Annotated in this window: 18 protein-coding genes and 3 tRNA genes; 10 read left to right on the top strand and 11 right to left on the bottom strand. The window is 61.0% G+C overall.

Annotation, left to right across the window (positions count from 1 at the left end):
• From AACZ55_RS01290 to AACZ55_RS01280, 3 genes are all read right to left on the bottom strand, one after another.
• Positions 1-506: sugar ABC transporter permease (locus tag AACZ55_RS01290; RefSeq protein ID WP_339642165.1), on the bottom strand; the 506-nt coding region annotated here is incomplete at its 3' end.
• A gap of 189 nt (positions 507-695) precedes the next feature.
• Positions 696-1,937, bottom strand: a complete 1,242-nt coding sequence (locus tag AACZ55_RS01285) for an ABC transporter substrate-binding protein (RefSeq protein ID WP_339642162.1) — start codon at positions 1,935-1,937, stop codon at positions 696-698.
• A gap of 317 nt (positions 1,938-2,254) precedes the next feature.
• Positions 2,255-3,544 (bottom strand): DEAD/DEAH box helicase, encoded by a 1,290-nt coding sequence (locus AACZ55_RS01280; RefSeq protein ID WP_338607021.1) that lies wholly within the window; start codon positions 3,542-3,544, stop codon positions 2,255-2,257.
• Positions 3,545-3,881: 337 nt separating this feature from the next.
• On the opposite strand from AACZ55_RS01280, the gene AACZ55_RS01275 reads away from it, so the two are divergent.
• Positions 3,882-3,958: transfer RNA gene (locus AACZ55_RS01275), tRNA-Arg, on the top strand.
• Between the two features lie 138 nt (positions 3,959-4,096).
• Positions 4,097-4,531, top strand: a complete 435-nt coding sequence (locus AACZ55_RS01270; RefSeq protein ID WP_338607022.1) for a universal stress protein — start codon at positions 4,097-4,099, stop codon at positions 4,529-4,531.
• A gap of 24 nt (positions 4,532-4,555) precedes the next feature.
• Here AACZ55_RS01270 and AACZ55_RS01265 read toward each other — a convergent pair whose 3' ends face one another.
• A complete protein-coding gene (locus AACZ55_RS01265) occupies positions 4,556-5,026 on the bottom strand; it encodes a DUF192 domain-containing protein (protein ID WP_338607023.1) in 471 nt (156 codons plus the stop codon).
• 159 nt (positions 5,027-5,185) lie between these two features.
• Positions 5,186-5,812, bottom strand: a complete 627-nt coding sequence (locus AACZ55_RS01260) for a cold-shock protein (protein ID WP_338607024.1) — start codon at positions 5,810-5,812, stop codon at positions 5,186-5,188.
• Positions 5,813-6,045: 233 nt separating this feature from the next.
• Here AACZ55_RS01260 and AACZ55_RS01255 point away from each other — a divergent pair, with 233 nt between their 5' ends.
• The 8 genes from AACZ55_RS01255 (at position 6,046) to AACZ55_RS01220 (ending at position 10,991) form a co-directional block, all read left to right on the top strand.
• Positions 6,046-6,462 (top strand): VOC family protein, encoded by a 417-nt coding sequence (locus AACZ55_RS01255; RefSeq protein ID WP_339642157.1) that lies wholly within the window; start codon positions 6,046-6,048, stop codon positions 6,460-6,462.
• Between the two features lie 109 nt (positions 6,463-6,571).
• The gene (locus AACZ55_RS01250; RefSeq protein WP_338607026.1) at positions 6,572-7,036 is read left to right on the top strand and encodes a D-Ala-D-Ala carboxypeptidase family metallohydrolase; all 465 of its coding nucleotides are present in this window, start codon (positions 6,572-6,574) and stop codon (positions 7,034-7,036) included.
• A 95-nt stretch (positions 7,037-7,131) separates the two neighbouring features.
• Positions 7,132-7,207 (top strand) — tRNA-Glu (locus tag AACZ55_RS01245).
• Positions 7,208-7,316: 109 nt separating this feature from the next.
• Positions 7,317-7,391: transfer RNA gene (locus AACZ55_RS01240), tRNA-Glu, on the top strand.
• Positions 7,392-7,576: 185 nt separating this feature from the next.
• Positions 7,577-8,344: an EAL domain-containing protein gene (locus tag AACZ55_RS01235; RefSeq protein WP_339642152.1), complete on the top strand. Its 768-nt coding sequence runs from the start codon at positions 7,577-7,579 to the stop codon at positions 8,342-8,344.
• Positions 8,345-8,464: 120 nt separating this feature from the next.
• The gene (locus tag AACZ55_RS01230; RefSeq protein WP_338607028.1) at positions 8,465-8,698 is read left to right on the top strand and encodes a hypothetical protein; all 234 of its coding nucleotides are present in this window, start codon (positions 8,465-8,467) and stop codon (positions 8,696-8,698) included.
• 82 nt (positions 8,699-8,780) lie between these two features.
• Positions 8,781-10,172 (top strand): dipeptidase, encoded by a 1,392-nt coding sequence (locus AACZ55_RS01225; RefSeq protein ID WP_339642148.1) that lies wholly within the window; start codon positions 8,781-8,783, stop codon positions 10,170-10,172.
• Positions 10,173-10,238: 66 nt separating this feature from the next.
• Positions 10,239-10,991, top strand: a complete 753-nt coding sequence (locus AACZ55_RS01220) for an SDR family NAD(P)-dependent oxidoreductase (RefSeq protein WP_338607030.1) — start codon at positions 10,239-10,241, stop codon at positions 10,989-10,991.
• A gap of 30 nt (positions 10,992-11,021) precedes the next feature.
• Here the strand turns inward: AACZ55_RS01220 and AACZ55_RS01215 are convergent, their stop codons facing one another.
• The 6 genes from AACZ55_RS01215 to AACZ55_RS01190 all read right to left on the bottom strand — a co-directional run bounded on the left by AACZ55_RS01215 (position 11,022) and on the right by AACZ55_RS01190 (position 17,248).
• A complete protein-coding gene (locus AACZ55_RS01215) occupies positions 11,022-11,972 on the bottom strand; it encodes an ABC transporter substrate-binding protein (RefSeq protein ID WP_339642146.1) in 951 nt (316 codons plus the stop codon).
• A gap of 22 nt (positions 11,973-11,994) precedes the next feature.
• A complete protein-coding gene (locus AACZ55_RS01210; RefSeq protein ID WP_339642142.1) occupies positions 11,995-12,954 on the bottom strand; it encodes an iron-siderophore ABC transporter substrate-binding protein in 960 nt (319 codons plus the stop codon).
• A 7-nt stretch (positions 12,955-12,961) separates the two neighbouring features.
• The gene (locus tag AACZ55_RS01205) at positions 12,962-13,810 is read right to left on the bottom strand and encodes an ABC transporter ATP-binding protein (RefSeq protein WP_338607033.1); all 849 of its coding nucleotides are present in this window, start codon (positions 13,808-13,810) and stop codon (positions 12,962-12,964) included.
• Positions 13,811-13,824: 14 nt separating this feature from the next.
• Positions 13,825-14,877 (bottom strand): iron-enterobactin ABC transporter permease, encoded by a 1,053-nt coding sequence (gene fepG / locus AACZ55_RS01200; protein ID WP_339642140.1) that lies wholly within the window; start codon positions 14,875-14,877, stop codon positions 13,825-13,827.
• Positions 14,874-15,923, bottom strand: coding sequence for an iron chelate uptake ABC transporter family permease subunit (locus AACZ55_RS01195; protein WP_339642137.1), 1,050 nt, complete (start codon positions 15,921-15,923; stop codon positions 14,874-14,876). Before AACZ55_RS01195 ends, fepG begins: the two co-directional genes overlap by 4 nt.
• A 92-nt stretch (positions 15,924-16,015) precedes the next feature.
• Positions 16,016-17,248, bottom strand: a complete 1,233-nt coding sequence (locus AACZ55_RS01190; RefSeq protein ID WP_339642134.1) for a cyclopropane-fatty-acyl-phospholipid synthase family protein — start codon at positions 17,246-17,248, stop codon at positions 16,016-16,018.
• Between the last annotated feature and the right edge of the window lie 63 nt (positions 17,249-17,311).

Raw genomic sequence — 17,311 nt, 5'->3', positions numbered from 1 at the left:
ATTTCTTCGTCGATGCCGCGCAGACCGGCGAGCATCAGGATCATGACAAACCCTGTTCCCTGCCACAGACCTGCGATCAGGAGCGCATAGATCACCATGTCGGATTGCGCGATCCAGTCGAACCGGAAACTTTCCCACCCCAGATTGCGCATGGTGCCCTGCAGGCCGAGCGTGGGGTTCATGATCCATTGCCAGACCAGGCCCGTCACAATGAACGAGAGGGCAAAGGGGTAGAGCATGATGGTGCGGAAGGCGCTCTCGAAGCGGATTTTCTGGTCCATCAGAACCGCCAGCAGAAAGCCGATCACCATGGTAAAAACCAGCGAGAAACTGCCATAGATCAGCAAGTTGCGAATGGAAATGTTCCACCGCGACGTCGCGAAAAGGCGCTGATATTGTTCCAGCCCGACAAACGTGTTGTTTGGCAGTAGCCGTGATGCGGTGAACGAGTACCAGATCGTCCAGGCCGTGCAGCCCACAAACACGACCAGCACAGTCACAACCATGGGCGTCGCGGCGATTTTCGCGGGGATATTGCGCGTGAGCGCCCGAAGCAGTCGGCGCAGAGGGCCTGAGCCCTCGCCAGGGGATGTATTTGCCGTTGTATCAGTCAAAACGATATGCCTCCGATGCGAGGTCTGCGGCCGGTCCTTGTCCGACCGGCCGCAGGCTCAGACTATGAAGAGAACTTCAGCTTAGTCCGCACTCTCGATCAGGCTGGCATAGCGCTCGATGTAGTCATCGACGGTGATCGAGTCGTTGTCGATGAACTCTTTGGTCAGGTCGTTGAGCTGAGCCATTGTATCGCTGGTCAACGTGGCTTCACCGGAGGGCAGCAAACCATTGTCGAGCAATTCGATGGCCTTGGTCATGCAGGCATTGGCCTGGCTCAGGTCGATATCCGTACGGATCGGCATCGAACCCTTCTTGAGGTTGAAGGCAAGCTGGGCCTCCTGGGACACGATGATCCGCGCAAGTTCGGTCTGTGCCTCGATCACTTCAGGGTCAGTGCCTTCAGGCAGGACAGGGAAGTAGAAGGAGTCGCCGCCACCCGACAGCTGGTCGTTCAGACCGAGGCCGGGAATGCACTCATAGTCTTCACCAGGAACACCGCCGGCAATCTGCAGATCGCCCTGCAGCCAGTCACCATGGATGTTGCCGGCAGCTTCGCCAGCAAGCAGCTGGTTGCCCACGTCGCCGAATGTCGGGACCATCGTATCGGCCGAGATCACGCTACGCAGATTGTCGAGCGCTTCAGCAACTTCCCGGAATTCCGGGCCACGAACGGCGTCAGCATTCTTGTCGCGATTGATTGCGAGAACCAGATCCGTCCCGCCAATACCGGCCATCAGCACACCGGGGACACCATCGATCGGCCAACCGGTACCGAGGCCGAATGGCAGAATTCCAGCTTCCTGAAGGGCTGGCCAGCTCTCCACATACTCGTTCCAATTGGTCGGAACGGGCTGGCCGATCTCTTCGTAGGCAGCCGTGGAAAGCCACAGCCAGTCCCAGGAGTGAATGTTGATCGGGAAGCAGTAGATGCGGCCCTCGTAGGTGCACGGCTCGAGCAGCGTTTCATCCACGAAAAACTCCCGCAGCCCGACTTCGTCCGCGATGTCGGTCAAATCGCGCATCAGGCCAGCCGCGATCAGTTCCTCGGCTTCGCGACCGGTGTTGAGCTGGGTTGCACCCATGGGGTCGCCACCAATGATGCGGCTGAGAATAACGGGGTTGGCACCGGTTCCCGAACCACCCAGTGCGCTGTCGACCCAGGTGTGGCCGGTTTCTTCCTCGAAAATGCGCGCAAACTCGGCGATCGATGCCGCTTCACCAGCGGACGTCCACCAATGGGTAACTTCAAGTTCGGCCGCCGATACGGCGGTCGTCGACATCAGGGCGACCGCAATGGATGCGGCCACTGTGAAATTCTTCATCGGGTAATCCTCCCAGGGTTTCCTCAAGGCGATTGTCTCGCCCCTCCTCCATCAACCGTACCGTGGCTCCTCAACACACGGCCTCCGCGACACGGAGATGTAATCGATTACAAATGCACAGGCTGCGCGGGTTGCAATCGATTACAGACATCACATTCCATAATGTAATCGATGTCAAGGGGCGTAATACCAAAGTCGCATATGTGGAAAATCGCCCGGATCGGCGGCGTTTCGCATAAGATTGCCAGCTGGCCGCAGCAAAAAAGGCAGCCGCCGAAGCGACTGCCTTTTTCATCATTGGTCGTATTTTGTCGTGCTTACGCTGCCTGGCGCGCGCGCTTGTTGCGCTGCTTGTTGCGGTTGCGCTGGGTCGCGGCTTTCGCGGGGTCGAAGGGCTTGGGTGCACCCTGCCCCTTGGACTGGGGCTTGCCGTTACGGCCCTGCGTGCGCTTTTTGGCCGGAGCTGCCGTTTTGCGCAGCGGACGTTCGCCGCCTGCGGTCGAGATCGAAAGTCCGGTCAGGCGCTCGATATCGAGCAGCAGGCCGTATTCTTCACCCGATACCAGAGCCACCGCCTCGCCCTCGGCGCCGGCGCGGGCCGTACGGCCGATGCGATGGACGTAGTTTTCGGCGACCTGGGGCAGCTCGTAATTATAGACGTGGCTGACACCGGGAATGTCGATGCCGCGCGCGGCGACGTCGGTCGCCACCAGCACACGGATTTCTCCGCCGCGGAACGATTTGAGCGTGCGATCACGCTGGCCCTGGCTCTTGTTGCCGTGGATCGAGCCCGATGCAAAGCCGGCCGCAGCCAGAGTTTTCGAGAGCTTTTCGGCACCGTGCTTGGTGCGGGCAAAAACCAGCGAAAGCGCATCCTTGTCTGCCGAAAGCAGTTGCTTGAGCAGCGAAAGCTTGGCACCCGGCTCAACGAAATGAGCGCTCTGGTTCACCTTGTCGGCGGTCTTGCCCGGGGTCGTCACCTGAACGCGCACCGGGTCCTTGAGATAGACGGCGGCGATTTCGTTCATCTGCTTGGGCATGGTGGCCGAAAACAGAAGCGTCTGACGCGGCTGACCGACAAGGCGCGAAATTTCGCGCAGCGCATGAATGAAGCCCAGATCGAGCATCTGGTCGGCTTCGTCGAGGACGAGATGGCGGGCCGAATCGAGACGAAGCGCCTGACGCTTGACGAGATCGAGCAGCCGGCCGGGCGTTGCGACGACGATGTCGCTGCCCAGCGCCAGCGCCTTGATCTGGGTTCCGATGGACATGCCGCCGACGACGGAATTGACCTTGATGGGCGAGCCCTTGGTGAAGGCGCGCAGATTGACAGCGATCTGGTTCACCAGTTCGCGGGTCGGCGCCAGGATCAGGGCCTTGCAGGTTTTGGGATCGGGCTTTCCGGTCTTGGCCAGAAGCTGCTGAATGATGGGAAGACCGAAGGCTGCGGTCTTGCCGGTGCCGGTCTGGGCAAGGCCCATGATATCGCGGCCTTCCAGAACGAGCGGTATTGCGCGTTCCTGGATGGGCGTCGGATCGGAAAAGCCGAGCCCTGCGATGGCTTTAAGAAGATGGTCGTCGAGGCCGAGGGCCTGAAACTGAGTCAAATTATGTCCTTTTCCGGCAGCACCATTTGCGCGCCGGACACTATACGGTTTTGCCGCGCCAACTTTTAAAGCTGCGCGTCTGCCGTTGCGGTTGCAGATCCATCCAAACCCACGCGCCACATTGCGCACCGAGCGTCGGACCTGTCAGAACCCCGCGTGATCTGGGAACTTGGAAAAACATGCCGGTTCAAGGGGTCACCCGAAGCGGGGACGCGATGGCTGCTCACGCGGCAGCACCTAGCATGGGTCTCCATATCGGCGCTTGAGCGGGCAAAGTCAAGCGCCGACGATGTCACAGGCTGACAAGCGGCACGATTTGAGCTAGACGGCACAGGACGGCCCCGTAGCTCAGCTGGATAGAGCAGTAGCCTTCTAAGCTATTGGTCACAGGTTCGAATCCTGTCGGGGTCGCCACTCGCCTCTCTGCGCGCCATGGCACCGGATGTCGAAAATAGTGGTGGTACCATCTTGCCCGGCCCGTCGGGTCGCACCACATCAGGACGCAACGGATCGAGCTCGGTTCGCGTTGTTTCAGCAACAAGGAGACGCGTTATGTATAAGCACATTCTTATCGCAACCGATGGCTCTGAACTGTCCACCAAGGGCCTCGATCAGGGCCTCAAGCTGGCCAAGCAACTGGGCTCGAAGGTTACCGTCGTCACCGTCACCGATATGTGGGCGTCAGGCGCACTGGCCGTCGCCGGGCCGGCAACCATCGCCGAATATGATGAGTCGATGCAGGCGGCGGTGAAGGACATACTGGAGGAAGCGGCCCGGTTTGCATCGGAAAGCGGCGTCGATTGCGAGACACGACATATCGCGAACCGCTATCCCGCCGATGCCATCGTGGAAACCGCCCAGGAGACAGGGGCGGATCTGATCGTCATGGCCTCCCATGGCCGGCGCGGCTTCCGCAAGATGCTGCTGGGCAGCCAGACCACCGAGGTGCTTACGGCAAGCACGGTGCCGGTTCTGGTCGTTCGCTGATCGAACGGACGAGGCGGCGGCCGCTTATTCCGCCGCTTGGTGCCCGGTTTGGACGCGCGCATGCTCAAGCCGCGCTCCCGCTTCCAGACCCAGTTCGGCCGAGCGGCCACCGGGAATTTCCAGGACGAAGCGAACCGGCTCACCCGAGGGGATCGGCGTGGTGTCCATGGGGATGGCATTCTCATGGATCCGCACAATTTCGCCGTCTGCCTTGATGAAGAGCATATCGAGCGGAATAAGAGTGTTCTGCATCCAGAAGCTGGTCGGCCGCTCATCGATGAAATCGAACAGCATACCGGCATCGGGCGCCAGTTCCTCGCGGAACATCAGGCCCCGCGACGTCTCCTCGGGCGTGTCGGCGATCTCCACGGTAAAGGTGAAGCTTTGGTCGCCTGAGTGAATAACTGCAAGGTCCTCACTATCCTGCGCGAGGGCCGGAGAAAGCGAGACGAGCAGCATCAGCGCCGACATTATGAGATTTCTGATAGCGCGCATGAGCCTTGGAACCTGCCGGGAATAAGCCGTCCTAGAGCCGTTGAGGATTTTTTTCGAAACTAATCCTCGGCCCTAAAACCTTAGTTTTGTCGCGTGTCCGAACCGCAAAACCGTTTCCATCCCCGATCGCGTCGAGAACATGCTTTTGCTGGACACGCTCTAGTGAGAAGACGGAGCGTCGCCCCAACCATCGGGGCGAATTTCGGCAACCATAAGGCCTTTCGGGCCATCACCATAGCGGGCGAGCACAAACTGGCCGGGGCGCAATTCGGTCAGGCCGAACTGGCGCAGGGTTTCCATGTGAATAAAAATATCGGGGTGTCCCTCGCCGGCGGACAAAAAGCCGAAGCCGCGCACCCTGTTGAACCATTTGACTTCGAGCCGTTCGAGCTTCGAGGTCGGCTCGACCTGCACATGCGTGCGCGCGGCGGGCATTTGCGCGGGATGGCGGGCTGTCGATTCGTCCATCGAAACAATGCGGAAGGCCTGAAGGCCGCCGGGGCGATTGAGCGCCTCGACCACGATGCGCGCGCCCTCATAGGCCGTCTGATAACCGTCGCGCCGCAGGCAGGTCACGTGCAGCAGCACGTCAGAACCGCCGGTGTCGGGCACGATAAAGCCAAAGCCCTTGCCAGCATCGAACCACTTGATGGTCCCGACGACTTCTATGACGTCGAAATCAGTGGCCGGATTCTGGAGATCCTGGTCAGTCCCTTCGCGGTGAGCATCGTCGTGGCCCACACTTCTTGAGTCTGGCCCGGTGCCGGAAATGTTTTTCGCCCCCATGCGCAACGCCTTCCACACACGCCCCTGCAAATCCGCAGGTACTCATAACAATTGCGCACAGTCTGGCCGATTCAAGACAAAAAGTTAAGGACCATTCATAAATTTGTTGCCAGCAATTAACCATCGCGCCTTGCAAACCGCCGCTTGGCCACAGATGCCACCTTCTGCTAGCCTCGCTTACGCCCTGCCCCGACGGCGCTGGGGCATGACCACAACAGAGCCGGAGCCTTGCTTTGAAATATCTTCACACAATGGTGCGCGTTTCCAACATCGAGGAAAGCCTTCGCTTTTACAGCGAAGGGCTTGGCCTTGTTGAATCCCATCGCATCGAAAATGAAAAAGGGCGCTTCACGCTCGTTTTCCTGCACGCCCCCGGCGACGAGGGCGCCAAGGTCGAGCTGACCTACAACTGGGATCCCGAAGAGTATAGCGGTGGCCGCAATTTCGGGCACCTGGCCTATCGGGTCGAAAACATCTATGCGCTCTGCCAGCATCTGGCCGACATGGGATACACAATCCATCGTCCGCCGCGCGACGGCCACATGGCATTCGTCAAATCCCCCGACGGGATTTCGGTCGAATTGCTCCAGGAGGGCAATCTCGATGCGCAGGAGCCATGGGCTTCGATGCCCAATACCGGAACGTGGTAAACGCGTAACGGGAAATTAACCACGCTGATTGACCGGCGGTTAGGCAACCGCCGGTATTTTTGTGTCCGTGGCCTGGGACTCTTTCAACCCCGACACGGAAGTGGTTTTGATGCGTTTACTGTCCAGTTTGATCGTCATGGTGTGCCTGCTCGGCGCCTGCGCTCCGATGGCGATGTTCGCTTCGGGAAACGGCGCGGGATATAGCGGCCTGCGGTCCGACTGGGGAACCTATGTGTCCCATTCCAACGTCAACGCCTTCTGTCTTTCTCCCAAGCTGCGCCTTTTGATCTGGGATGTCGAAGGTCATTTCGGCAAGAAGGTGGTCATGAATTCGGGCTATCGCACGCCATGGCACAACGCCTCGGTCGGCGGCGCTGAAGCCTCGTTCCACACCAAGTGCATGGCTGCCGATTTCTACATTCCCGGCGTCCCCAAATCCCGCATCATCGCTTATGCGCGCAACAACGGACTGGTCGGCGGGCTGGGTTGCTACCCCGGTCAGAACTTCGTTCATCTCGACGTCCGCGACCGGCCGCGCGGCTATCGTGGACCGGTCACATTCAGCGGCTGTTGAAATTGAAATAAAATCGATTTTGGGTATTGCGCAATCGGAAAGCCCCCCCTATACACCCGCTCACTGGCCGACGCGGTGATCCGCAGACGCCCGCCGCGCCCTTCGTCTAGCGGTCTAGGACGCCGCCCTTTCACGGCGGAAACACGGGTTCGAGTCCCGTAGGGCGCGCCAACATTCTTCGTTGAGAAGATTTGGCTGTTTTTGCGTTGCATCGATCGATGCACGACTCTAACAATGCCGGCGACACATATTTTTTCGGCGCTTTTCGAAAGCGCTCCAGGCGCCCTTCGTCTAGTGGTCAGGACGCCGCCCTCTCACGGCGGTAACACGGGTTCGAGTCCCGTAGGGCGCGCCAATTCCCTCACGACCTTGCCGGCCATCGCGGCGCTTGCCGACATGCCATCATCCGTCCCCATCGTCTCAGCCAATTGATCGACGCCCTGGGCTCGTTCTTGAGCGCCCGTGTCCCGGGGCTTTGGGCAAACCGTTAACCGCGCCGTGCGTAAATTTGACCAACACTATCGCTCGAGAGCCCAGATCATGAGTCACACCACGCCGTGCACAGGATGTCAGGAAGGCGCGCCCTTCCCCGTCGACTTCACGATGGCCTTTCAGCCGATCGTCGATGTCAGAACCAAACGCGTTTGGGCATATGAAGCCCTTGTGCGGGGGACAGGCGGCGAAGGCGCTGGGGCGGTGCTTGCTGCGGTAACGGCGGACAATCGCTACAAGTTCGATCAGGCGTGCCGCGTGAAGGCCATCGAGATGGCAGGCAATGGCCTTCCGTCGGGCTCTGATGCTCGCTTATCGATCAACTTCATGCCCAACGCCGTCTACGAGCCGACTGCATGTATCCGTGCCTCGCTGGCGGCCGCCAGGCGGGTCAATTTCGACCCCCAAAAGCTCATGTTCGAATTCACTGAAAACGAACAGATCGCTGACACGGCCCATGTCCGCAATATCATTGCCGAATATCGCCGGATGGGGTTTGCCACCGCCCTCGACGATTTCGGCGCGGGGTATGCCGGGCTGGGGTTGCTGGCCCAATTCCAACCCGACATCATAAAAATCGATATCGAGCTTGTGCGGGGGATCGACACGTCGAGCGCGCGGCAGGCCATCGTCGCGGGCATATTGGTCATCTGCCAAAACCTTGGCATACAGGTTCTGGCCGAAGGCGTCGAAACCGCACGCGAAGCCCAGACGCTGCTGAGCGCGGGTGTGACCCTGCAACAGGGATATTATTACGCCAAGCCCGAGATCGCGACGTTCATCTCCGGCGAGGATGTTTTCGCCCGGCTGCAATAGCGCCAACGGGGCGCCGGTGCGTGCCCGTTTGGCGCGCCGCCCTGCCGCCGATCACCAGATGAAACAAACCACCGAACCGCCCTGGCAGGTGATATGGTGTGCTCTAACCAGTGAGGCACCATGACCACGACGTTCCTGATCCAGTCGTTCCAGCAACGCGGACGCAAGCTCGTTTCCGATCCACTGCAAAAGGCAAAGACCGCCGAAAGTGCCATTGCAACGGCGGAGCGGATTGCTCCGACAAAGGCCGGTGTGGTGGCCTTTTCCCAGGAAGTCGATATCGAAACCGACTGCTATGACGAGCCGCTGGTCCTGTTCAAAACTGGGGTGTTGCCCGCTGAACTTCTTGAGTGAGCACGCCGGTAAAATTTCTTTACTGGACCGACTCGGCTGATAAGGTCGCGGCACTTCCAACTCAATGACGGGCCTTTCCGCAATGACCGATGCCAACGCTCCGCTCGATGCCGTGCTTTCCCATGTCGATGCCAATGTCGACCAGAGCCTCGAGCGGCTGTTCACGCTTTTGCGGATTGCCTCGATTTCCACCGACCCGGCCTATGCCGGAGAATGCCACAAGGCAGCCGAGTGGCTGACCAATGAACTGCAAGGTCTCGATTTCGATTCTGCCGTGCGCCCTACCCCCGGCCATCCGATGGTGGTGGGTCATCAGCGCAGCGATGTCGGGCCGAATGTCCTTTTCTACGGCCATTACGACGTCCAGCCGGTCGATCCGATCGAGCTCTGGACCAGCGAGCCGTTCGAGCCGAAAATTGGCGAAGAGAACGGGCGCAAGGTGATCCTTGCCCGCGGCGCGTCCGACGACAAGGGCCAGTTGATGACTTTCATCGAGGCCTGCCGGGCCTATAAGGCGGTGCGCGGAACGCTGCCGGTTGGCGTTACCGTATTGCTCGAGGGGGAAGAAGAATCCGGATCGCCGTCGCTGGACGGTTTTCTCAAGGAGAACGCCGCCGAACTCGAGGCCGACATTGCGCTCGTTTGCGACACGGACATGTGGGACGAGGAAACGCCCTCGATCATCACCATGCTGCGCGGGTTGATGGCCGACCAGGTCGAGATCCAGGCGGCGAGCCGCGACCTGCATTCGGGCATGTATGGCAACGCGGCGCGCAATCCCAATCAGGTGCTGGCCGAAATCATCGCCTCGCTGCGCAATCCCGATGGCTCGGTTGCGCTCGAGGGCTTTTACGACGACGTGCCCGAACTTCCCGCCGAGGTGGCCGAACAGTGGAAGCGGCTGCCGTTCGACGAAAAGGCCTATCTGAGCGCTGTGGGCCTTTCCGAGCCCGCCGGCGAGAAAAACCGCTCAGTGCTCGAACAGATCACCTCACGCCCGACCTGCGAGATCAACGGTATGTGGGGCGGCTATACGGGCGATGGGTTCAAGACGGTGATCCCGGCCAAGGCGGGAGCCAAGATATCGTTCCGGCTGGTGGGCAATCAGGACCCGCACAAGATCCGCAAGGCCTTTCGCGCCCATGTCGAAGCGCGGGTGCCGGCAGATTGCACTGTGACCTTCCACGAACATGGTGCGAGCCCGGCATCGGTGGTGCCTTCGGACGGCGCCATGCTGCAAAAGGCGCTCGGGGCGCTGACCGACGAGTGGGGCCGTGAGGCCGCTATTGCGGGTTCGGGCGGCTCCATACCGATCGTGGGCGATTTCAAGCGCAAGCTGGGCATGGATTCGCTGCTGATCGGGTATGCCCAGACCGACGACCGTATCCACTCGCCCAATGAAAAGTACAATCTCGAGAGCTACCACAAGGGAATCCGGTCCTGGGTTCGGGTGCTCGACGCGCTGTCGAAATAACGGCGCAACCTGATCCAGAGCGAACCCGTTTCGTATTGATTGTCAGATCGATCGAAAGGGCAAGCGATGGCTAAGGTTGCATGGGTGCTTGGCGGTGGTTCGGGAATCGGCGCCGAGACGGTGAAACAGCTTTGCCAGCGCGGCTGGACCGTCGCCATTTCGGGACGACGCGAACAGCCGCTCAATGCGCTGTCGGTCAGCCATGGCGCGCGCCCCTACCCGCTCGACGTGACCGATTTCGACGCGGTCAAGACCACCCTCGCAAGTATCGCCGAGGAATTGGGCAAGATCGATCTCGTTGTGTTTTCAGTCGCTGCCTGGGAGGTCACCGAGCCGGGGCGGTACGATTACGAGAGCTACGCCAAAATCATAGACACAAACCTGTTGGGCGCCATGCGGATCATCGATCCGGTCGTCGCTCAGATGCGCAAGCAGGGGTTTGGCGAGATCGCGCTGGTGGCCTCGGTCGCGGGCTATTTCGGGCTACCGCGCTCGGCGGCCTACTCGTCGGGAAAATCGGCAATGATTACGCTGGCCGAGACCATGCGGACAGAGCTTGCGGCCGACAATATATCGGTGCGGGTTATCTGCCCGGGCTTCGTCAAGACCGACCTCACGGCCAAGAACGATTTTCCGATGCCGTTTCTCATGGAAGCCGACGATGCGGGCAAGCGGATAGCCGATGGCCTGCTCAACTCGAAAAAATTCGAGATTGCATTCCCCCTGCCGTTCGTCCTGATCCTGAAGACGATCCGGCTGTTGCCCTACCCGGTGTTTTTTGCCCTGATGTCGCGGCTGATTTCACAGCCGTCAAAATGAGAAAGGGCGGCGCACCGGCCGCCCGTTTCGTTATTGGGTCACCACTTCGGAGCGCTCGATCAGTGCGGTCAGTTCCTCGAGCTCGGCCGCATAGGAGCCGTAGGTCCGGATCCACCAGGCTGGCCAATCGCCAACCTGACCGGCCCGCACGGCGTCGATGATTTCCGCAAGCGGCTGATTTTCAACAGCAGTGCGGACGTCATCTCCGCTGCGGTCATCCAGGAGCAGAACATCGGCAGGATAGGTGTCGGCGTTTTCCCAGCTCAGGATGCCCCAGTATTCCCCTTCAGGGGCATCGGGCACGACGACATCGAGCCCCCAGTTGGTGAAATCCTGCAGTTCGGCCGCCCCGGCGGGAGCCGCTACCATCAGGCTCTCGTCGCTCGCATAGGCGGCCATGACCTTGAGCCCGGGCTTCTCGCTTACCGCAGCGGTCAGTTCGGTACGAGCCTGCTCGAAAGCTTCGCGCTGGCTGGCGATTTCGGGTGCATCCAGATCGGCCCCGAGCGCCTCGGCGAGTTCGCCATAAGCCTCGATCAAACCGAGAATGGAAGCGCCCTGTTCAATGCCGATGATGGGCGCAACGCCGGAAAACTGGCCTTGCGGACTCATCTGGTCACCCCCGCTGTATGATTGGGTGCGCGGCCAGTATTCGGTAACGATCAGGTCGGGGTCCAGGGCCAGGAGGCTCTCGGGCTGCAGTTCGTTCCAGGCCGTGCGAATGACTTCGATCCCCGACAGGTCGAACTCGGCGTAGCTTTTCCCCGAGGCGCTCTCGTCGATGAAAATTCCGACCGGGTTCACCCCGAACTGCATCAGCCCGGCTGCCGAGGACGAGAAGGCCACGATCCGTTCGGGCGGGTTGTCGAGGGAAACCGTGTTTCCCGCGCCGTCGGTGAAGCTCCAGTCCTGAGCCATGGCCATGGATGCCGTTGCCGCCATGAGGACGGCAAGGGCAGATGTGATCGTCAGGCGTTTCATGAAACGCTCCCTTATGCTTGGGTTACTGTTCGAGGGTCTCGGCGAGCATCGGCACGAAACGGTCCATCATCCAGGGGATCGACAGCGGCGAGGGAGCCGACAGCGCCATGACGAAGGCCCGATCGATCAGCGGAACGAAACGGTCGTTGGCAATGGGCTTCCAGCGCGCAAAAAGCGGGTTTGCCATGAGGGTGTCAAGATCGTCCTGGCTGGAGTACCAGGCAATGAAAATTTCAGCGTCGACGGTGTCGAGCTGCTCGAAGCTGACCTGCTGGACATAATTGTCGGTCGGCAGATCGTTTAGCGCCTCTGCCGGTACCAGCCCCAGGTCCTCCATCAAATGCACGCGGGGGTCCGAAGGGATATAGAACCCCACATTGCCCGCGTCTGAACCGCCGCCAAAGGCAAAGGTGCGGCCGGCAAACTGGGGATTGTCCGCCGCATACCGAGCGATGCCGTCCTGAGTGTTCGCGACAAGTCCGGCGGCCTCCTCGCTCCGCCCCATGGCAGCCCCGACAGTTTCGACCACATACTGCCAGCTGCCGGTCCAGGGTGCTTCCTTGAAGGCGACGGTTGGTGCGATGGCGGAGAGGCGGTCATAGTCGTCCTGGCTCAAACCGCTATAGGGGGCCAGGATGAGATCGGGCTCGAGTTCGAGAATCTGTTCGAACGGCAGGCCGTTGGCCGTGTCGAGGGCCAGGGGAAGGTCCGCGCCCAGATCCTCCACCGCTTCCTTTACCCAAGGCAGATAGCCGTTTTCATCGCCGCCCCATGTCTGGCTCTGGATGGCGATCGGAACCTCACCCAGCGCCAGGACGGTATCCTGAGCCATCCAGCTGAGCGTGACGATGCGCTCGGCTTCGGCGTCGATGACCGTCTCGCCATAGAAATGATCGAGGGTTACGGGAAAGGCATCCTGTCCGGTGGCAGGCATGGCAATCAGAGCGGCGGCGGATGCCGCTGCCAAGGCAATATGTCTCATGATGTCCTCATGTTTGAGCCGGTTGGGGTTCGGCGTGAGGAATCGAACCGCGGGGAATGACCATGGGCGTTTTGGCCAATGGATCTTCGATGATGATGCAGGGCAGTCCGAAGGCCTCTTCGACAAGGTCTGCGGTGATGATCTCGGCCGGAGCGCCTTCGGCGAGAATCTGGCCGTCCCGCATCGCGATGATGTGGCTTGCATAGCGGCAGGCATGGTTGAGATCGTGCAGGACGGCGACAACGGTGTGGCCGTCGCGCGCATTGAGCGCGCTCAACAGTTCGAGCAGCTCGATCTGGTGGGCAATGTCGAGATAGGTGGTCGGCTCGTCGAGCAGCAGCATCGGGGTCTGCTGGGCCAGAACCATGGCCACCCAGACGCGCTGGCGCTGGCCGCCCGAGAGTTCATCGACCAGCCGGTGTGACAGCGGCGTGATCTTTGTGGCTTCCATGGCGCCCACGACCGCCGCTTCATCTTCCACCGACCATTGGCGGATGAATTTCTGATGCGGATACCGGCCGCGCGCCACAAGGTCGGCGACGGTTATGCCCTCGGGGGCAATCGAGGTCTGCGGCAGCAGGCCCAGACGGCGGGCGACCTCCTTGGCCGGGTAGTGTGAAATTGCCTTGCCGTCGAGCATGACCTGGCCCTGGCTGGGCTGGATGAGGCGCGACAGAGCCCGCAGCAGCGTCGATTTTCCGCACGCATTGGCGCCCACGATAACCGTAAAGCCGGCGTCGGGGATCTGGACCGAAAGTTCGCGCGAGATCACCCGGTTGTCGTATCCGATGGTCGCCTTGTCCGCGGAAAGCCGCGACATGCCGGCCGGTCCGGCGGGATCGACATGCTTGTTCATTTTCAAATCCCCTGTCATTGCCGCCTGGCTTCCCGCATCAGCAGCCAGACGAAATACAGCCCCCCGATGGAGACGGTGACCACGCCCACCGGCAGCTGGGTTGGCGCAAAGACGCGCTGCGCCAGAAAATCCGCTACAGCGAGCAGCAGCGCGCCCATGGCCGCAGACGGAAGCAGCGCCACCCCGGCGGCACCGGTCACCCGGCGGGCGATCTGCGGGGCGGCCAGCGCAACAAACGAAATCGGTCCGGCCACGGCGGTCGCGGTCGCCGTCAGCGCCACCCCGAGAACCAGCAGGGCCAGCCGCACAGGCTCGGCGCGAATACCGAGGGCGCGCGCTGCGTCGTCGCCCATTTCGAGCTGTTTCATGGGACGTCCCAGGATCAGCACCAGCGGCATCAGAACGCCGAGCACCACGAGCGTCGGCCAGAGCTTGTCCAGGCCGAGCCCGTTGAGAGAGCCAGCGCCCCATACGGCCGCGGCCATCGCCACCTCGAGCTTGGCGCGCAGCATCAGCCATGTGTTGAGCGAGGAGAGCATGGCGCTCATGCCGATGCCGACGATGATGAGCCGGAAGCCCTGCACGCCGCGCCGCCAGGCCAGCGCATAGACGGCGAGCGCGGTCAGCACGCCACCGAGCAAAGCTCCGCCTGCGATCTGATAATAATTGCCCGAAAAGACGATGATGGCGATCAGCGCGCCAGTGTAGGCGCCCGAATTGAAGCCGATCACGTCGGGACTGCCGAGCGGATTGCGGGTGAGCGACTGGAACACGGCGCCGCTCATCCCCAGGGCGGCGCCAAGGATGACCGCCAGCAGGGAGCGCGGCAGGCGCCATTCGACGACCACCATGTGGATTCGGCCATCGGCCTGCCCGGTCAGCGCCGCGATGACATCGGGCAGCGCGACGGGATATTCACCACTCGCCAGCGCCAGCAAGGTAACACCGAGGGCGGCTGCGCACATGATGGCGACCAGCGCCATGACGCGCATATCGACCCGCATGGTGACCCGGCCATCGAACAGGCGCAGAATTTTCGTGGGCCGGCCGAAATCGATGGCGCTCATAGTCCGCTTACCTTGCGCCTGCGGGCCAGAAGGATCAGCACCGGCGCGCCGATGAAGGCGGTGACGATGGCAACCTGGATTTCGCCGGGCCGCATGACAATGCGCCCGATGATGTCGGAGATCAAAAGCAGCACCGGTGCCAGAACAACGGTATAGGCCATGATCCAGCGTTGGTCGGGCCCTACGATCCAGCGCGCGACGTGCGGCACCATCAGGCCCACAAACCCTATGGGGCCGACGGCAGCGGTCGCACCGCCGGCAAGCAGCGTGACCGCGATCACGACCACCGTGCGAACGCGCACGATGTTGGCGCCCAGCGATTTTGCCAGGTCGTCGCCCAGCGCGACCGCATTGAGCGGACGGGCCATCAGGGCGGCCAGCAGCAGGCCGACAATGAGGAAGGGCGCCACTGTCGTCACCGCCTCATAGGTGCCGCCGCTCAGCGCACCGGCAGCCCAGAAACGCATGCGATCGAATGCCGTGGGGTTGAGGAGCGTGAGGGCCGTGGACACACCACCGAGGATCGCCCCGATGGCGACGCCGGCAAGGGTCAGCGTGACCGGGGTGGCCCCGTTGCGCCCCGATGAGCCCACGACATAGACCATCACCGTGGTGATGATGGCGCCGAGAAAGGCGAACCAGATGTAAGACTGCAGCGAGGTCATGCCGAGATAGCCCACGGCAATCAATACGAAAAAGCTCGCGCCCGCATTGACGCCGAGAATGCCCGGATCGGCCAGGGGATTGCGGGTCAGAGCCTGAATGAGCGCACCGGACGTTCCAAGCGCTGCGCCGATCAAGAGCCCGAGCACCGTGCGCGGCAGGCGCAGGGTCCGGACGATGGCGTGGTCGTTGGAATCGTCATAGGCGAACAGCGCATCGATGACAGTGGGCACAGGGATGTCGCGGGAGCCGACGGCGATACTGGCGAGCACCGCCACAAGCAGCACTGCAAGGCAGATCATCAGCCCCAAAAAGCGCCGGGCATTGTTTGCGGCGACGCCGGGCCGGCGTGCAGCCTGAGCTTGTTCGGCAATAGCAGTCACGTGGCCAATCGCTCCGGCGATAGTCAGCGGAATTGGGCCTAGCTATATTTTATGATTTAGACAGTCAAGTTAAATGCGCCCGCGCACCTGCGCTATTGCTGGCGCCGATATTGATAAATGCCCACGTCGATCGTGCCTTCGGTGAATCCGGCTTCGCAATAGGCCAGGTAGTAGAGCCATTTGCGCTTGAAAGCCTCGTCATAGCCGAGCTTTGCTATGGTGTCCCAACGCTCGATAAACCGCTTGCTCCAGGCGCGCAGGGTGCGGGCATAATCGAGCCGGAAACAATCGGTCGCTTCGAGCACGAGCCCGACCCTGGATGCAGCCTCTTTCATCACCGTCTTGGTGAGCAGCATGCCGCCAGGGAAGATGTAGCGCTGGATGAAGTCGGGATAGGCCTTGTAGGTTTCAAAGTCACGCTCGGCGATGGTGATGGCCTGAATGGCGGCGGTGCCGCCCGGCTTGAGCCTGTCGTGGACGGTCTTGAAATAGTCGGGCCAGTTTTCCTCGCCGACCGCCTCGATCATTTCGATGGAAGCGACGTGATCGAAGGCGCCCCTGGTGTCGCGATAATCTTCGAAAACCAGTTCTCCGAAATCGGAGAGCCCCTGGCTCTCGAGCCGGTCGACACCGTATTTGAGCTGCTCACGCGACAGCGTGATCCCCCGCAAGTGCGCTCCGGTCCGCGCGGCGGTCTCGGCAAAGCCGCCCCAGCCGCAGCCGATTTCGAGCACATGATGGCCCGGCCGTATGCCGGCCATTACCATGATGCGCTGATATTTGGCGCGCTGAGCCTCTTCGAGAGAAATGTCCTGACCGGCAAAATAGGCCGAAGAATAGGTCATGGAGGGATCAAGCCATTCGGCGTAGAAATCATTGCCGAGGTCATAGTGCTCGGCGATGTTTTTCTGACTGCCCTCTCGGGTGTTTGGCCGGGACATGTGGTAGGCCAGATCCTGGGCCGTGCGGCGAAAAATGCCGGGATTGGCCTTGTCGAAAATGTCGCGGTTCTGGAGAAAAAACCGGAAAAGAGCCGTAAGATCCTTAATCTCGATGTCGCCACTCATATAGGCTTCGGCAAAGCCGAGCGTACCGCGCCGCATTGCGGCCTTGAGCACCTTGAAATTATTGAGCTTGAGAAAGGCGTGCTCGCCGGTAGTGGCGTCACCCAGCGTGCGGCAGCGTCCGCTGGGGAACGTTACGGTTATGGCGCCCTTGTGCGGAATGCCCATCAGCGCTGCGCCGACCTTTTCGAGCAACACCGACTTGATCCGCGTACCCAAGCCGGGCCGCGGCTGCTCCCGATCAAACGTTGCCTGACTCATTGATTCTCATCCCCTGCCTACGGGCAACTGAAGCTGCTGTGTTTGTCCCTATACGAACCGGAA

Source organism: uncultured Pelagibacterium sp. (assembly GCF_963972885.1).
GTDB lineage: Bacteria > Pseudomonadota > Alphaproteobacteria > Rhizobiales > Devosiaceae > Pelagibacterium > Pelagibacterium nitratireducens.
Note: the sequence above shows the minus strand (reverse complement) of the source record. Positions and strands in the feature narration are given on the sequence as shown.

Excerpts from the sequence above, each read along its gene's own strand:
- AACZ55_RS01285 (WP_339642162.1), bottom strand. The coding sequence starts at position 1,937 with ATGAAGAATTTCACAGTGGCCGCATCCATTGCGGTCGCCCTGATGTCG.
- AACZ55_RS01270 (WP_338607022.1), top strand. The coding sequence starts at position 4,097 with ATGTATAAGCACATTCTTATCGCAACCGATGGCTCTGAACTGTCCACC.
- AACZ55_RS01265 (WP_338607023.1), bottom strand. The coding sequence starts at position 5,026 with ATGCGCGCTATCAGAAATCTCATAATGTCGGCGCTGATGCTGCTCGTC.
- AACZ55_RS01260 (WP_338607024.1), bottom strand. The coding sequence starts at position 5,812 with ATGGGGGCGAAAAACATTTCCGGCACCGGGCCAGACTCAAGAAGTGTG.
- AACZ55_RS01250 (WP_338607026.1), top strand. The coding sequence starts at position 6,572 with ATGCGTTTACTGTCCAGTTTGATCGTCATGGTGTGCCTGCTCGGCGCC.
- AACZ55_RS01235 (WP_339642152.1), top strand. The coding sequence starts at position 7,577 with ATGAGTCACACCACGCCGTGCACAGGATGTCAGGAAGGCGCGCCCTTC.
- AACZ55_RS01230 (WP_338607028.1), top strand. The coding sequence starts at position 8,465 with ATGACCACGACGTTCCTGATCCAGTCGTTCCAGCAACGCGGACGCAAG.
- AACZ55_RS01225 (WP_339642148.1), top strand. The coding sequence starts at position 8,781 with ATGACCGATGCCAACGCTCCGCTCGATGCCGTGCTTTCCCATGTCGAT.
- AACZ55_RS01220 (WP_338607030.1), top strand. The coding sequence starts at position 10,239 with ATGGCTAAGGTTGCATGGGTGCTTGGCGGTGGTTCGGGAATCGGCGCC.
- AACZ55_RS01215 (WP_339642146.1), bottom strand. The coding sequence starts at position 11,972 with ATGAAACGCCTGACGATCACATCTGCCCTTGCCGTCCTCATGGCGGCA.
- AACZ55_RS01210 (WP_339642142.1), bottom strand. The coding sequence starts at position 12,954 with ATGAGACATATTGCCTTGGCAGCGGCATCCGCCGCCGCTCTGATTGCC.
- AACZ55_RS01205 (WP_338607033.1), bottom strand. The coding sequence starts at position 13,810 with ATGAACAAGCATGTCGATCCCGCCGGACCGGCCGGCATGTCGCGGCTT.
- fepG (WP_339642140.1), bottom strand. The coding sequence starts at position 14,877 with ATGAGCGCCATCGATTTCGGCCGGCCCACGAAAATTCTGCGCCTGTTC.
- AACZ55_RS01190 (WP_339642134.1), bottom strand. The coding sequence starts at position 17,248 with ATGAGTCAGGCAACGTTTGATCGGGAGCAGCCGCGGCCCGGCTTGGGT.